Source organism: Burkholderia sp. BCC1988 (genome assembly GCF_905339895.1).
Classification (GTDB): Bacteria; Pseudomonadota; Gammaproteobacteria; order Burkholderiales; family Burkholderiaceae; genus Burkholderia.
The window spans coordinates 1-14450 of record NZ_CAJPHA010000036.1 but is presented as its reverse complement, the minus strand read 5'-3'; the positions used below and the strand labels follow the sequence as shown (position 1 = coordinate 14450).

The 14450-nt window shown below is 66.8% G+C and carries 14 protein-coding genes; 3 read left to right on the top strand and 11 right to left on the bottom strand.

The annotated features are described in order from the left end of the window. Positions 1-46: 46 nt before the first annotated feature. On the bottom strand, positions 47-3637 hold the full coding sequence (locus U4012_RS33520) for an indolepyruvate ferredoxin oxidoreductase family protein (RefSeq protein ID WP_321804026.1): 3591 nt from the start codon (positions 3635-3637) through the stop codon (positions 47-49). A 317-nt stretch (positions 3638-3954) separates the two neighbouring features. On the opposite strand from U4012_RS33520, the gene U4012_RS33515 reads away from it, so the two are divergent. Then, a complete protein-coding gene (locus U4012_RS33515) occupies positions 3955-4149 on the top strand; it encodes a hypothetical protein (RefSeq protein ID WP_044846325.1) in 195 nt (64 codons plus the stop codon). Positions 4150-4282: 133 nt separating this feature from the next. On the opposite strand, the gene hppD is transcribed toward U4012_RS33515, so the two are convergent. After that, entirely contained in the window at positions 4283-5380 is a 1098-nt protein-coding gene (gene hppD, locus U4012_RS33510; protein ID WP_124571406.1) for a 4-hydroxyphenylpyruvate dioxygenase, read from the bottom strand. Positions 5381-5593: 213 nt separating this feature from the next. Here hppD and U4012_RS33505 point away from each other — a divergent pair, with 213 nt between their 5' ends. Next, positions 5594-6118 carry an Lrp/AsnC family transcriptional regulator gene (locus U4012_RS33505; RefSeq protein WP_011655746.1) on the top strand — a complete coding sequence of 175 codons (525 nt, stop codon included), beginning with the start codon at positions 5594-5596 and terminating at the stop codon, positions 6116-6118. Between the two features lie 69 nt (positions 6119-6187). Here the strand turns inward: U4012_RS33505 and U4012_RS33500 are convergent, their stop codons facing one another. The 8 genes from U4012_RS33500 to paaA all read right to left on the bottom strand — a co-directional run bounded on the left by U4012_RS33500 (position 6188) and on the right by paaA (position 12533). Beyond that, positions 6188-6835: a GNAT family N-acetyltransferase gene (locus U4012_RS33500; RefSeq protein ID WP_044846322.1), complete on the bottom strand. Its 648-nt coding sequence runs from the start codon at positions 6833-6835 to the stop codon at positions 6188-6190. Between the two features lie 234 nt (positions 6836-7069). Beyond that, positions 7070-7675: a TetR/AcrR family transcriptional regulator gene (locus U4012_RS33495; RefSeq protein ID WP_059682891.1), complete on the bottom strand. Its 606-nt coding sequence runs from the start codon at positions 7673-7675 to the stop codon at positions 7070-7072. A gap of 22 nt (positions 7676-7697) precedes the next feature. Continuing rightward, positions 7698-8513, bottom strand: a complete 816-nt coding sequence (locus U4012_RS33490) for a DUF1835 domain-containing protein (protein ID WP_044846320.1) — start codon at positions 8511-8513, stop codon at positions 7698-7700. Between the two features lie 129 nt (positions 8514-8642). Then, positions 8643-9779: a 1,2-phenylacetyl-CoA epoxidase subunit PaaE gene (paaE, locus tag U4012_RS33485; protein ID WP_321804081.1), complete on the bottom strand. Its 1137-nt coding sequence runs from the start codon at positions 9777-9779 to the stop codon at positions 8643-8645. Between the two features lie 31 nt (positions 9780-9810). After that, positions 9811-10374, bottom strand: a complete 564-nt coding sequence (gene paaD, locus U4012_RS33480) for a 1,2-phenylacetyl-CoA epoxidase subunit PaaD (RefSeq protein WP_321804021.1) — start codon at positions 10372-10374, stop codon at positions 9811-9813. A gap of 25 nt (positions 10375-10399) precedes the next feature. Then, positions 10400-11203 carry a 1,2-phenylacetyl-CoA epoxidase subunit PaaC gene (gene paaC / locus U4012_RS33475; protein ID WP_044846318.1) on the bottom strand — a complete coding sequence of 268 codons (804 nt, stop codon included), beginning with the start codon at positions 11201-11203 and terminating at the stop codon, positions 10400-10402. 10 nt (positions 11204-11213) lie between these two features. After that, positions 11214-11498: a 1,2-phenylacetyl-CoA epoxidase subunit PaaB gene (paaB, locus tag U4012_RS33470; protein ID WP_006752453.1), complete on the bottom strand. Its 285-nt coding sequence runs from the start codon at positions 11496-11498 to the stop codon at positions 11214-11216. Positions 11499-11534: 36 nt separating this feature from the next. Then, positions 11535-12533, bottom strand: a complete 999-nt coding sequence (gene paaA, locus U4012_RS33465) for a 1,2-phenylacetyl-CoA epoxidase subunit PaaA (RefSeq protein ID WP_044846317.1) — start codon at positions 12531-12533, stop codon at positions 11535-11537. A 201-nt stretch (positions 12534-12734) separates the two neighbouring features. Between paaA and U4012_RS33460 the strand changes: the two genes are divergently transcribed. Then, complete coding sequence (locus U4012_RS33460; protein ID WP_321804017.1) at positions 12735-14000, top strand: SGNH/GDSL hydrolase family protein; 1266 nt, start codon at positions 12735-12737, stop codon at positions 13998-14000. Positions 14001-14157: 157 nt separating this feature from the next. Here U4012_RS33460 and U4012_RS33455 read toward each other — a convergent pair. Continuing rightward, positions 14158-14450, bottom strand: a 293-nt coding sequence (locus U4012_RS33455) for a hypothetical protein (RefSeq protein WP_321804015.1), incomplete at its 5' end; no start/stop codon positions are given.

Sequence of the window (14450 nt, the reverse complement as noted above, 5' to 3'; positions counted from 1 at the left end):
CTACGCGGCGGCGGGCGTCCCGACCGCGAACACCCGCCGCGCGCCGTCACGCGACCTGCTGATGCGACTGGCCGCCCGTCGGCGAACGCCACTTCGCGAGCAGCGTGTCCCACTTCTGGCGTACCGCGCGCAGGTTGTTCTCCTTCACGTGGCCGTAGCCGCGAATGCCGTCCGGCAGCGCCGCGAGCTCGAGCGCGAGCGGCCGGTTGGCCGCGTTCAGCTTGCCCAGCACTTCGCCGATCAGCGCTTCGTACTCGCTGATCAGCGCGCGCTCGGTGCGGCGCTCCGCGGTGCGGCCGAACGGGTCGAGCCCCGTGCCGCGCAGGAACTTCGCCTTCGCGAGCAGCCGGAACGCCGACAGCATCCACGGGCCGTACGCCTTCTTCACGAGATGGCCGTGTGCGTCCGTTTTCGCGAACAGCGGCGGCGCGAGGTGGAACTTCAGTTTCCAGTCGCCTTCGAACTGCGACGACAGGCGCGCGAGGAACGCGGGATCGGACTGCAGCCGTGCGACCTCGTACTCGTCCTTGTACGCCATCAGCTTGAACAGGTTGCGCGCGACCGCTTCGGTCAACGGCTCCTGCACGGCGTCGCCGTCCGCCAGCGCGCGTTCGGCCGCCCGCACCGTGTCGACGAAGGCCGCATAGCGCGATGCGTACGCGGCGTTCTGGTACGCGGTGAGGAACTCCACGCGCTTCGCGATCAGTGCGTCGACCGCCTTCTTCGTGTGCAGTGCGATCACCGTGGCGCCCTGCGCCGGGCGGGCGTCGCCGGCCGCGGCCTGCTTCACGCTCGCGAGGTCGTGCGCGGCGCGGCGGCCCCAGTCGAACGCCGCGCGGTTCTTCTCGACCGACACCGCGTTCAGCTCGATCGCGCGTTCGAGCGACGCGAGCGTGAGCGGCAGCCAGCCCTTCTGCCACGCGTAGCCGAGCACGAACGGGTTCGTGTAGATCGCGTCGCCGAGCAGCGCGACCGCGAAGCGGTTCGCGTCGATGAAGTCGACGGCTTCACCGGCTGCCGCGCGGATGTCGTTCTCCGCGGACAGGCCAGGGAACGCCCAGTTCGGGTTCTTGATGAACTCGGCGGTCGGCGTCTGCGCGCTGTTGACGACCACGCGCGTCGCGTCGTGCCGCATCCGCGACGTGCATTCGTCGCCGGCCGTGACGATCGCGTCGCAGCCGATCACGAGGTCGGCTTCGCCCATCGCGATCCGCGTCGCGTGGATGTCGGTCGGCGCGTGCGAGATCTGCACGTGGCTCATCACGGCGCCGCCCTTCTGCGCGAGGCCGGTCACGTCGAGCACGGTCACGCCCTTGTTCTCCAGGTGCGCGGCCATCCCGAGCAGCGCGCCGATCGTGACCACGCCCGTGCCGCCGACGCCCGTGACGAGCACGCCGTACGCACGGTCGATCGCCGGCAGCGTCGGCTCCGGAATCGGCGGCAGCGCGCCGCCGTCGACCGACACGGCCTTCGGCTTCTTCAGCTGGCCGCCTTCGACCGTGACGAAGCTCGGGCAGAAGCCCTTCACGCACGAGAAGTCCTTGTTGCAGCTCGACTGGTTGATCTGGCGCTTCGTGCCGAATTCCGTTTCGAGCGGCTCGACCGACAGGCAGTTCGACTTCACCGAGCAGTCGCCGCAGCCTTCGCACACCGCGTCGTTGATCACGACGCGCTTCGCCGGATCCGGATACGTGCCGCGCTTGCGGCGGCGGCGCTTCTCGGTCGCGCAGGTCTGGTCGTAGATCAGGATCGTCGTGCCTTCGATCTCGCGCAGCTCGCGCTGCACGTCGTCGAGCTGGTCGCGGTGATGGATCGTCACGCCCGGTGCGAGCAGGGCCTTCTGGCTGTCGTACTTCTCCGGCTCGTCGGTGACGATCACGATCTTCTTCGCGCCTTCGGACGCGAGCTGGTGCGTGATCTGCGGCACCGTCAGCACGCCGTCGACCGGCTGGCCGCCCGTCATCGCCACCGCATCGTTGTAGAGGATCTTGTAGGTGATGTTCGCCTTCGACGAGATCGCCGCGCGCACCGCCAGCAGGCCCGAGTGGAAATAAGTGCCGTCGCCGAGGTTCGCGAACACGTGTTTCTCGTCGGTGAACGGTGCCTGGCCGATCCACGGCACGCCTTCGCCGCCCATCTGGCTGAAGGTGCTCGTGCTGCGGTCCATCCACACCGTCATGTAGTGGCAGCCGATCCCGGCGATCGCGCGCGAGCCCTCCGGCACGTTGGTCGACGTGTTGTGCGGGCAGCCCGAGCAGAACCACGGCTTGCGCTCGGTCTGCACGTGCGGCTTCGCGAGCGCCATTTCCTTCGCGTTGATCACCGCGAGCCGCGCGGCGATGCGCGCGCGCACGTCGGACGGCAGCTCGAACTTCTCGAGGCGCGTCGCGATCGCCTTCGCGATGATCGCGGGCGACAGTTCGTAGTGCGCGGGCAGCAGCCAGTTGCCCATCGGCACCGACCATTCGCCGCCGGCGCCGTCCTTCTCGTCGAACTTGCCGAACACGCGCGGGCGCTGCGCATCGGGCCAGTTGTACAGCTCTTCCTTGATCGCGTATTCGAGGATCTGGCGCTTTTCCTCGACGACGAGGATTTCGTCGAGGCCGCGCGCGAACGCCTGCGCGCCCTGCGCTTCGAGCGGCCACACGCAGCCGACCTTGTACAGGCGGATGCCGATCCGCGCACAGGTTTCATCGTCGAGGCCGAGGTCGGTCAGCGCCTGGCGCACGTCGAGGTATGCCTTGCCGCCCGTCATGATCCCGAAGCGCGCATTCGGCGAGTCGATCTCGATCCGGTCGAGCTTGTTCGCGCGCACATAGGCGAGCGCCGCGTACCACTTGTAGTCGAGCAGCCGTGCTTCCTGCACGAGCGGCGGGTCCGGCCAGCGGATGTTCAGGCCGCCTTCCGGCACGATGAAGTCGGTCGGCAGCACGATCTCGGTGCGATGCGGGTCGATGTCGACCGACGCCGACGATTCGACCACGTCCGTCACGCACTTCAGCGCGACCCACAGGCCCGAGTAGCGGCTCATCGCCCAGCCGTGCAGGCCGAAGTCGAGATATTCCTGCACGTTGGACGGGAACAGCACCGGTAGCCCGCAGGCCTTGAAGATGTGTTCGGACTGGTGCGCGAGCGTCGACGATTTCGCCGCGTGGTCGTCGCCGGCGAGCACGAGCACGCCGCCGTGCTTCGACGAGCCGGCCGAGTTCGCGTGCTTGAAGACGTCGCCGGTGCGGTCGACACCCGGGCCCTTGCCGTACCACATGCCGAACACGCCGTCGTGCTTCGCGCCGGGGTACAGGTTGACCTGCTGCGAGCCCCACACGGCGGTGGCGGCGAGATCTTCGTTGAGGCCGGGCTGAAAGACGATCTGGTGGGCCGCCAAGTGCTGCTTGGCTTTCCAGAGCGACAGATCGAGGCCGCCGAGCGGCGAGCCGCGGTAGCCCGAAATGAAACCAGCCGTATTGAGGCCGGCGGCGCGGTCGCGTTCCTGCTGCAGCATCGGCAGGCGCACGAGCGCCTGGATGCCGCTCATATACGCGCGGCCGCGTTCGAGCGTGTATTTGTCGTCAAGCGTGACGGACTTCAGCGCGGCTTCGAGCGATGCGCGTTGGCCTGCGTCTAGCGGGGCATTCATTAACAGTCTCCTCCACCCAGTTTGGGATCACCAAAGCTTCGATTGCGTCGACGTCTTGTGAACGTGTCGGCAGTGGCCGGCATATTGGCCGGTTTTAAGTGATGGTAGCACTGGGATAAACCCGCCGACCACCGGCCGGCGTGCCGCGGCGCGCCGACGAAATGGCGCGACGATGCGTTACATCATGTAAAGGCATGTAAAGCCGCGCCCATCATCGGACAAATGCCGTTAATCTTGTCGGCCTGCCGGAGGTGCCCGGTCGCGTCGGCTCGTTTCGACGCAACCGGGGAGGCGCCGGCAGTTTTACAGGAGGTGCAATGAACACACGTCATATCCAGAGTTTCCTGATCGTGTCCGCCGCGTTCTTCGCGATGACCGGCCCGGTGCACGCGCGCGGCGCGAGCGCACTGGCGGCAGCCGGCGCGCAGATGCGTCAGATCGCGCCGGCGCAGGATGCCGACGCACAGCCGGCGGCCGCGCGTGCGGTCGTGTCGAAGGCGAACGTGCGTTGATCCGTTCGCGCGGCCGCAGGGCCGCGCCGGAACGACGAAAGGGCGGGAATCGCAGGATTCCCGCCCTTTTTCCTTGTGCCGCCGATGTTCGCGCGGACGCCCGGGCCAGCCGGGGTCCGCGCGGCCTTCTGCGTCAGGCCTTGTCCTGGACCACGCCGCGGCGGATCTGGTCGAGCTCGATCGATTCGAACAGCGCCTTGAAGTTGCCTTCGCCGAAGCCCTGGTTGCCCTTGCGCTGGATGATCTCGAAGAAGATCGGGCCGATCTGGTTCTCGGTGAAGATCTGCAGCAGCAGGTCGTCGCGGGCGCCGTCGATCAGGATCTTGCGCTTCTTCAGCTCGTCCAGCGATTCGCCGTGGTTCGGCACGCGGCGGTCGACCAGCTCGTAATACGTGTCGATCGTGTCGAGCAGCTTCACTTCCTTGCCGCGCAGGCCGTCGACCGCGCCGTAGATGTCGTTCGTGCCGAGCGCGATGTGCTGGATGCCTTCGCCGTGATAGGCGTCGAGGTATTCCTGGATCTGGCCGGCCGTGTCCGAGCCTTCCTCGTTGATCGGAATCCGGATCTTGCCGCACGGCGACGTCATCGCCTTCGACTTCACGCCCGTCACCTTGCCTTCGATGTCGAAATAGCGCACTTCGCGGAAGTTGAACAGCCGCTCGTAGAACTCGGCCCATTCCTGCATGCGGCCGCGATGCACGTTGTGCGTCAGGTGGTCGATGTAGGTGAGGCCGTGGCCGACCGGGTTCGGGTTCGCGCCGGCGATCGGTTCGAAGTCGACGTCATAGATGCTGATGTCGCCGATCGCGCCCGGTTGCGCGCCGTTCTTGCCGCGCCAGCGGTCGACGAAATAGATCAGCGAATCGCCGATGCCCTTGATCGCCGGGATGTTCAGCTCCATCGGGCCCGTCTTGTTGTCGAAGCCCCACGCGCCGAGTTCGAGCGCGTGCTGGTAAGCCTTCGCGGCGTCCTGCACGCGAAATGCGATCGCGCAGATCGACGGGCCGTGCAGGCGCGCGAAGCGCTGCGCGAACGAATCGGGCTCGGCGTTGATGATGAAGTTGATGTCGCCCTGGCGGTAGACCGTCACGTCCTTGTGACGATGGCGCGCGATCGCGGTGAAACCCATCCGTTCGAACAGTTGTCCGAGCGCTTTCGGATCCGGCGCGGTGTATTCGATGAATTCGAAGCCGTCGGTGCCGACGGGGTTGTCCCAGTTGGGGATCTGCATGTCGTGTCTCCTGTGCGGGGCGATCGGCCGGCGCGACGTGCGCGTGTGCGGCCCGGTTCGATGTCGAACGCGGCGCACGTGTCGGCGTGCGCAACGAATCGGTACGTGCGACAAAGTGTAGCGGGCGGGCGCGAGCGAAAACTTGCGAACTTAATCGTCCGTGCCTACGATGGCGCAATTTCCAGTCTGGAAATAATCAACGGAGGGCAGAAAATGGCGCAAGCCGAATTGGATGCCATCGACCGACGGATTCTGGCGATTCTTCAGGAGAACGGCCGCCTGTCGAACCAGGAGATCGCCGAGCGCGTGAACCTGTCGCCGAGCCCGTGCCTGCGGCGGATCCGGCGGCTCGAGGAGATCGGCGTGATCACCGGCTACGTCGCGCTGCTCGATCCGCAGAAGCTCGGGCTCGACCTGCTGGCGTACGTGAGCGTGCGGCTCGAGAAGCGTGGTGGCCTGGCGCCGGTCCGTGCCGACGAGACGTCGGCGCGCGCGGGCGCGACCCACGCGGAACTGTTCCGCGCGGCCGTGCAGACCTGGCCGGAAGTGGTCGCGTGCCATGCGATGACGGGCGACATGGATTACCTGCTTCGCGTGCAGGTCGAGGACATGGCGCACTTCTCCCGCTTCGTGCAGGAGCACTTGCTGCACCATCCGTCGGTGATCGACGTGAAGACGAGCTTCTCGCTCGAGTGCTTCAAGGAGACGACGGCGTTGCCGATCCGCTCGGTGCGCTAGTGCGCGGCGGGGGAAGGCGAGAAGGAAGGGAAGGCCGGGCGCCCCGCAGGGCAGCCCGGTCGGCCGATGTTATGCCGTCAGCGCGGCAGGCATCAGCGATTCGATGAACTTCGACGTGCGGTGTGCCTGGCGCTTGAGCGCGTAGTCGAACACCGCGGCCTGTTCCTGCAGCATCTCGGCGAGGATCGTCGCGTGGTCGGCTGGCGGCAGCGACAGGTACGCATCGGCTTCGCCGTACGCGTATTCGATCCGCATCCCGGATTTCTTCGCGATGTGCATCATCGTCGCGTTGCGCGACAGGCAATGCATGTACAGCATCGTCACGCGGGTATTGCGGCTGCGGATCGCCGCGCGCTCGAACAGCTTCGAGCCGACGCCACGTCCGCGGGCGCTTTCGAGCACCGACACGCCGAATTCGGCCGTGCGCTTGTCGCCTTCCGCGGGCAGATACGCCAGGTGGCCGACGCCGATCAGTTCGAGCCCATGGTCGAACACGCCGAACACCGTGTCGCGACCGAAGTCGATCGTACGGACATAGTTCTCGATCACGTGATCGGGCACCATCTGGCCGAAGCGCAGCAGGCGGTCCTCTTCGTTGAGCGAGAGAAAGTGGGTGAGCATTCGCTCACGGTCTTTGGAAGCCAGTTCCCTGACGAGAACCGGCGCAGTCCCGGCGTGGCCGACAGCATCGGCACGGCGGTCGAGTTGCGTGTTCATCGTGGGTTCCTCAGTCTGTAGCCGCACAAGCAGCTTGTGCAATGCAACAGCATTTTACCCGAGCGGGTTGGGGAAAACCCGTATTTGACGTTATTTGTGCCGAGGGCGAATTCTAAATCCGCTTAGTTCATTCGCTATCTATTTGATTTATAAGCGATTTAAAATTCATCACATGAAATGCGCGGCGGCCTGTCGCAGTGTACCCGCCGCGCAACGCATGCTGCTGCGCGGCAATCACGCGCCGGACGACAGCCCGTGCTCCATCAGGTCGATCACCTGCTCGGCGAAGTCGCGGTAGCCGAGGCGGCCCCCCGGCTTGAGCCATGTGAACGTCCAGTTGATCATCCCGAACACCATCATCGTGACCGACGTCTGGTTTTCCTTCGAGATCCGGTCCGGATAGGCGCGCGCGAGCTGGCGCGCGAATGCCGCGACGATGTCGCGCTGGCGGTCGAGCACGATTTCGCGCTGGGCGTCCTCGAGATACTTCACGTCGTTGAGCAGCGCGACATGGCGGCTGTGCGACGTCTCGTACTCGGCGAGGAACGCGCGCACCAGCTCGGCGAACGCGTCGCGTTCGCTGAGGCCGCGCCGCTGGCTCGCACCTTCGACCTCGGCGATGATCAGCATCAACCGCTTCGTGTAGCGGTCGAGCAGGTCGAACAGGATCGCTTCCTTGCTCTCGTAATAGTGATAGAGACGTGCCTTCGACGTGCCGCTCGCGGTCGCGAGATCGGACATCGACGTGCTCGGGTAGCTCGTCTGCGCGAATTTCTCGGCGGCGAGATCGAGGATCTGCTCGCGCTGGGATTCGTGGTCGGGCGCTCGGGTACGGGCCATGGTCGAATGCGAAAGAGTAGCGTTAGCGAGGCGCGGCGGGCGCGCGCACCTGCGTGGAAGAAAGGGCGGCCGGCGCGTCGTCCTGCAGCTCGAGCCGGCCGGCTGCCGCGAGTTCGCGGCAGCGCCACCAGGCGATCGAGTCGCTGACGAACAGCCCGCCGCGGTCGGCGCCGGCCATGATGCCGCCGACGACGCGTCGCGCGGGCAGCCAGCCGGTTTCCGCGTGCGCGACGATCAGCGCGTCGAGGTCCGCGTATTGGCCGCTCTTGATGGTGTTGCTGACCCAGTACCGCAACTCGGCATTCAGGTGCTTCGCCTCCTGCCATTCGAGTGCGAGGCGGCCGATGCGCAGCACCGAGATCGGTGCGGCCAGCGGCCGTTTGCGCGCGAGCGCCGCCGGCGAGAACATCCCGGTCGAACAGGCCTGGTCGGTGCGGGTCAGCGCCGCGCGCTGCGGCGCGTCGAGGTCCGCGGCCGACAGCCGCACCTCGTTCAGGCGCTGCGGCACGTTGCGCAGGTGATAGGCGACGCGGCGCAGCAGCAGCTTGTCGCCGACGCTCGGCGCGTGCCAGACGACCACCTGGCCCGTCTCGGTCGCGAGCTGGTCGAGGCGGTCGAATTCGCCTTCGATTTCCGCGTTCCAGTCGGGAATCGCGTCGCCGAGCACGCGCTGCCAGAAGGCGGCGCGCGTGTCGGGCGTCTCGTCGGCGCCCTTCAGCGGACCGACCGCGAGATCGTCGAGCAATCCGACGACGCGCTCGTCGCGTCCGGCTTGCGCGAGGGCCTCGCGCAGCGACGCGGCGGCGGTGCCGCCCTGAATCACGTGAATGGTACTCATCGGTCTGTCGTCAACAAAAGAAAACCGCCGGCCGGGCGGACGTGAAGACGTCCAGCCGGCCGGCGGCCCCTAGTGTAAGCGAGATGTGTGACGACGAGAAACCGGCGCGGCGCGCCGGCGCGACGCCGCTCAACGCTCGTCGAAGCTCACGACGACCTTGTCGCTGATCGGGTGGCATTGGCACGTGAGCACGAAGCCGTCCTTCACTTCGTGTTCCTCGAGCGTGTAGTTCTTCTCCATCCGGACCTCGCCTTCGACGACCTTCGCCCGGCACGTGCAGCACACGCCGCCCTTGCACGCGTACGGCAGCGCGAGGCCCGCGCGCAGGCCGACGTCGAGCAGGCTCACGCCTTCGTACGGCAGGCGCAGCTTGCGTTTCTTGCCGTCGAGCACGATTTCGAGGTCGGCAGCCGGCGTCTGGTCGGTGATCTCGACGACGGGCGCGCCTGCCTGCGGCAGCGGCGTGCCGAAGCGTTCGACGTGCACTTTCGCCTGCGGCACGCCGGCTGCCTTCAGCGCGGCTTCGGCCGCGTCCATCATCGGCGCCGGGCCGCAGATGAACGCTTCGTCGATTGCGTCGGCCGGCGTCAGCGTCGCGAGGAATTCCGCGCATTTCGCCTGGTCGAGCACACCGTTGAACAGCTCGACGTCCTGCAGGTCGTCCGACAGCACGTGATACAGGACGAAGCGGCTCATGTAGCGGTTCTTCAGGTCCTCGAGTTCCTCCGCGAACATGATCGCGTCGACGCTGCGGTTGCCGTAGATCAGCGTGAACGTGCTGCGCGGTTCGAGTTCGAGCGTCGTCTTCACGATCGCGAGCACCGGCGTGATGCCCGACCCGCCGGAGAACGCGACGTACTGCTTGCCGTGGTCCGCGTTCAGATGCGTGAAGAAGCGGCCGTCCGGTGTCATCACGTCGATCGTGTGACCCGGCTGCAGCGTGTCGAACGCGAAGTTCGAGAAACGGCCGCCGCGCACGCGCTTGATGCCGATGCGCAGTTCGCCGTCGCGGTCGTAGTCGGTCGTGCCGACGCAGATCGAGTACGACCGGCGCGTTTCCTCGCCGTCGATGTGGGTCTTCAGCGTGACGAACTGGCCCTGCGTGAAGCGATACGCGTCGCGCAGCTCGGGCGGCACGTCGAAGGAGACGGTAACGGCGTCGGCGGTCTCGGGCCGCACGTCGCGGATACGCAGCGGGTGAAATTGCGGGGTTGACGACCCCCGCCGGGCCGCCCCAACGGGGGCGTCGGCCCCCTCGGGGGGCAGCGAATGAAGAGAGCGTGGGGGCTGTTTCATTTCAGTAAGGTTTGAAGTAGTCGAAGGGTTCGCGGCAGTCGACGCAGCGATACAGCGCCTTGCAGGCCGTGGACGCGAATTGCGCGAGGCGCTCGGTGTTGGCTGACCCGCAGCGCGGGCACACGGGCGCCGCGACGGGGCGCGGCACGAAACGCACGACGTTTTCCCGCGGCGCGGCGCTGCCGCACTGGCCGACGGGCGGCGCGATCCCGTACGCGCGCAGCTTGTCGCGCGCTTCCTGCGTGATCCAGTCGGTCGTCCACGCGGGGGCGAGCACCGTCTCGATCCGGTGCGGCGGCAGGTCGGCGGCTTGCATTGCCGCGGCGATGTCCTCGGCGATCTGCGACATCGCCGGGCAGCCGGAGTAGGTCGGCGTGATCACGACTTCGAGCTGGCCGTCGTCCGCGCGACGGACGTCGCGCAGGATGCCGAGCTCGCGGATCGACACGACCGGAATCTCGGGATCGGGCACGGCTTCGAGCACGTCCCACGCGCGCGCGAGCAACGGATCGTTGCGGTGCGCGGCGGGCATCGGGTCGGCGGGGGCGGCGGTCTGGACGGACATCGTCGGGCTCCGTTGGGGCGGCGGGTTACCAGGTCGCGCCAGGGTGCTGGCGCGCGAGGCTCTGCATTTCCGCGAGCAGGTAGCCCATGTGCTCCGAGTGCTCGCCCTGCTTGCCGGTGCTAACGTGCTGCACGGGCGCCGGCAGGGTGAGCGTCGCTTCCGCGAGCGCTTCGTCCACGTCCGCGCGCCATGCAGCTTCGAGCGCGGCCGGTGCCGGGCCGACGCCCGATGCGCAGACCGCGTCGTCGATCGCGTCGGCCGCGAAGCATTCGCGCGTGTACGGAATCAGGTAGTCCAGCGCGGCCTGAGCGCGGCGATGCGATTCGTCGGTGCCGTCGCCGAGGCGCACCAGCCATTCGCGCGCGTGCTGCACGTGATAGCGGGTCTCCTTCACCGATTTTGCGGCGATCGCGGCCAGTTGCGCGTCCGTCGACGTTTCGAGCGCGGTCCACACGTGCAGCATCAGCGTCGCGTAGAGGAAGTTGCGCACGATCGTCACCGCGTAATCCTTGTCGGCGTGCGCGGTGCCGGCGATCGGGCCGTAGTGCGGCAGCTCGGCGAGCGTGAAGTTCGCGAACTCGCGCTCCGTGCGGAAGTACGCGTAATCGTCTTCCGTCTTCGTCGCGCCGTTCAGCTGGCGCTCGAGTTCGGCTGCGTGCGTATACAGCATGCGGGCCTGGCCGATGAGGTCGAGGCTCATGTTGGTGAGCGCGATGTCTTCCTCGAGGATCGGGCCGTGGCCGCACCACTCGGCGTTGCGCTGACCGAGGATCAGCGCGTTGTCCGCGAGGCGCAGCACGTAGGAGAGGTGTTCGGGCGTGATCGTCATGGCGCGGGCGTTACATGTGGTTGACTTCGTCGGGCAGCGTGTAGAACGTCGGGTGACGGTAGATCTTGTCGCCCGCCGGTTCGAACAGCTCGGCCTTCTCGGCCGGATCCGACGCGGTGATCGCCGACGACGGCACCACCCAGATGCTCACGCCTTCCTGGCGGCGCGTGTAGACGTCGCGCGCCATGCGCAGCGCCATCGACGCGTCGGCCGCGTGCAGGCTGCCGCAATGCTTGTGGTCGAGGCCTTGCTTGCTGCGCACGAACACTTCCCAGATCGGCCATTCCTTGTTCATCACTCTCTCCTGAATCCTGTATTCGATGGTCGCCGCTCAGGCGGCGTGCTGTTCGGCGCGGGCGCGGCGCTTCGCCTCGTGCGCGAGCGCGGCTTCGCGCACCCATGCGCCGTCGTCGTGCGCTTTCACGCGGGTCGCGAGGCGTTCCTTGTTGCACGGGCCGTCGCCGTTGACGACGCGCCAGAATTCGTCCCAGTCGATCGCGCCGTAGTCGTGGTGGCCGCGTGCCTCGTTCCATTTCAGGTCGGGGTCGGGCAGCGTCACGCCGAGCACCTTCGCCTGGTCGACCGTCGCGTCGACGAACTTCTGCCGCAGGTCGTCGTTCGTGATCCGCTTGATGCCCCATTTCGCGGACTGGTTGCTGTGGACCGAATCGGCGTCGCTCGGGCCGAACATCATCAGCACCGGCCACCACCAGCGGTTCACCGCCTGCTGGACCATCGCACGCTGCGCGTCGGTGCCCTTCATCATCGACAGCAGCGCATCGAAGCCCTGGCGCTGGTGGAACGACTCTTCCTTGCAGACGCGGATCATCGCGCGCGCGTACGGGCCATACGTGCAGCGGCACAGCGGGATCTGGTTCATGATCGCGGCGCCGTCGACGAGCCAGCCGATCACGCCGACGTCGGCCCAGGTCGGCGTCGGGTAGTTGAAGATGCTCGAGTATTTCGCCTTGCCGGCGTGCAGCGCGTCGATCAGCGAATCGCGCGAGACGCCGAGCGTTTCCGCCGCGCTATATAGATAGAGGCCGTGACCGGCTTCGTCCTGGACCTTCGCGAGCAGGATCGCCTTGCGCTTCAGGCTCGGCGCGCGCGAGATCCAGTTGCCTTCCGGCAGCATGCCGACGACTTCCGAGTGCGCGTGCTGCGAAATCTGGCGCACCAGCGTCTTGCGATAGGCGTCGGGCATCCAGTCCTGCGGTTCGATCTTGCCGTCCGCGGCCATGACCGCGTCGAACCGCGCCTGCTCGGGCGACTCGGCTGCGGCGTCGAGCGATGCGACGTTGCCGGGGATGTCGAGGGATTGCGTGTACATGGCGGAGGATCTCGTCCGGTTGAATGTGTGCGAAGTATAAACCAACCGACCGGTCGGTTAATAAATTTCTCGCGGATTTGCGGGGAGATTCGGGTAAACGTGGGGCGTCGGGGCGCGATCGCCAGGGCAGGAAGACGGTCCGGCGCGTGAGACGGGCGGCTTCTGCGGCACAATGCCCGCTTTCCGATAAGGATTTCGCCGATGTCATTTCGAAGCAGTTTCGTCGCGACCGTGCTGGGCGCGTCCGTGTTCCTGTCGCCGCTTGCCGCCTCGGCCGCACCGGCCGGGTGGGTCGCCGCGTGGGCGACCGCATTGCAGCCGATTCCCGACCTGGCTGCGCCGCCGCCGCTCTATCGCGCGCCCGACGTGGGCGGACGTACGGTCCGTCAGATCGTCTACCCGACGGTATCGGGGCATGCCGCGCGGATTCGCGTGAGCAATGCGTACGGTCGCGCGCCGCTGGTGATCGAGGGCGCCGGTCTTGCGCGCGCGGGTGACGGCGCGGCGCTTGCCGACGGGGCGAGTGCTGCCGTGCGCTTCGGTGGCAAGGCGTCGGTGACGCTCGCGCCGGGCCAGGAACTCGAAAGCGACGCGGTGGCGATCGACGTGACGGCCGGGCAGGCGTATGCGATCAGTCTGCGGATGGGCGCGAACCAGCGGATGACCGTGTGGCACCGCGTGTCGAACCAGTTCAATTACGTATCGGCGCCGGGTGATCACGTGAACGATCCGGGCGGCGGTGCATTCCGTGCGCGCTTTACCCAGTATGCGTGGGTGACCGAGCTGGCCGTCGAGGCCGGGGCCGCGCGGGCGAGCGTCGCCGCGATCGGGGACTCGATCACCGACGGGCTGCGCTCGAGCCTGAACCGCAACCGTCGCTGGCCCGACGCGCTGGCGCGCCGGCTGTCCGCGGCAGGTTCGGATTCGCTTGGCGTCGTGAATCTCGGGATCAGCGGCAATCGTCTGCTGAGCGATTCGGCGTGCTACGGCACGTCCCTGGCGTCGCGGTTCGAGCGCGATGCGCTGTCGCGCTCGGGGGTGAAGGCGGCGATCGTGCTGATCGGTATCAACGACATCAACTTTGCTGCGATGCCGCCGCGCGCGGGGCTCGATTGCGACAACCCGCATACGCAGGTCACGGCGTCGTCGTTGATCGACGGCTATCGCCGGTTGATCGAGGCTGCACACCGCCAGGGGGTGAAGATCTTCGGTGCGACGCTCACGCCCGCGGCGTTGCCGGCCGGGCGCGAGGCGATCCGGCTCGAGGTGAACCGGTGGATCCGAAGCGGCGGCGGGTTCGATGGCGTGGTCGACTTCGACGCGGTACTGCGCGATCCGGCGCGCCCGAGTGTGCTGCAGCGCCGCTACGACAGCGGCGACGGCATTCACCCGAGCGACGCCGGTTACGCGGCGATGGCCGACGCGGTGCCGGTGGAGCGGCTGCAGGCCGCGGCTGGCGGCAAGTAAACTCGCCATATATATAGAACGACCGACTGCGAGCCGCTTCAAGGTCACCGGAGGCACGTAGTTCATCGAACCCCAAGCCCCCGTGCGCGGCAGCGCACGGGGGCTTTTCAAAATATTTTCACAAAGGGGTTGCGCAGACGAGGGCAGGTGCTTAGAATCACGCCTCTTTCGCGCTAACGGAAACGCGGCGCGGAGGAAGAAGGGAAGCGGTGCTGTCGGGCGGGTCGTAGCGGTCTCGGCGGTGCAGGAAGTTGAACCCCAGTCGTCGCAACGAAGCAGTTAAAAAGTTGTTGACGAACTGAAAAAGACGGTTCATAATCTCGCTTCTCTGCTGCTGAAAACGCAGCGCTGCTGAGAAAACCTTCGGGTTCTCGCAGAAATGCTCTTTAAAAATTAACAGCCGATAAGTGTGGGCGCTTGATGGACGCGAGCTGATCCTCGGATCAGAAA

Bases quoted from the DNA above. Each gene is read 5' to 3' on its own strand.
- hppD (WP_124571406.1), bottom strand. From the start codon at position 5,380: ATGCAGATCCCCAACTGGGACAACCCCGTCGGCACCGACGGCTTCGAA.
- U4012_RS33505 (WP_011655746.1), top strand. From the start codon at position 5,594: ATGGCGCAAGCCGAATTGGATGCCATCGACCGACGGATTCTGGCGATT.
- U4012_RS33490 (WP_044846320.1), bottom strand. From the start codon at position 8,513: ATGAGTACCATTCACGTGATTCAGGGCGGCACCGCCGCCGCGTCGCTG.
- paaA (WP_044846317.1), bottom strand. From the start codon at position 12,533: ATGTACACGCAATCCCTCGACATCCCCGGCAACGTCGCATCGCTCGAC.
- U4012_RS33520 (WP_321804026.1), bottom strand. From the start codon at position 3,637: ATGAATGCCCCGCTAGACGCAGGCCAACGCGCATCGCTCGAAGCCGCG.
- paaC (WP_044846318.1), bottom strand. From the start codon at position 11,203: ATGACGATCACGCCCGAACACCTCTCCTACGTGCTGCGCCTCGCGGAC.
- paaD (WP_321804021.1), bottom strand. From the start codon at position 10,374: ATGTCCGTCCAGACCGCCGCCCCCGCCGACCCGATGCCCGCCGCGCAC.
- U4012_RS33500 (WP_044846322.1), bottom strand. From the start codon at position 6,835: ATGAACACGCAACTCGACCGCCGTGCCGATGCTGTCGGCCACGCCGGG.
- paaB (WP_006752453.1), bottom strand. From the start codon at position 11,498: ATGAACAAGGAATGGCCGATCTGGGAAGTGTTCGTGCGCAGCAAGCAA.
- U4012_RS33515 (WP_044846325.1), top strand. From the start codon at position 3,955: ATGAACACACGTCATATCCAGAGTTTCCTGATCGTGTCCGCCGCGTTC.
- U4012_RS33460 (WP_321804017.1), top strand. From the start codon at position 12,735: ATGTCATTTCGAAGCAGTTTCGTCGCGACCGTGCTGGGCGCGTCCGTG.
- U4012_RS33495 (WP_059682891.1), bottom strand. From the start codon at position 7,675: ATGGCCCGTACCCGAGCGCCCGACCACGAATCCCAGCGCGAGCAGATC.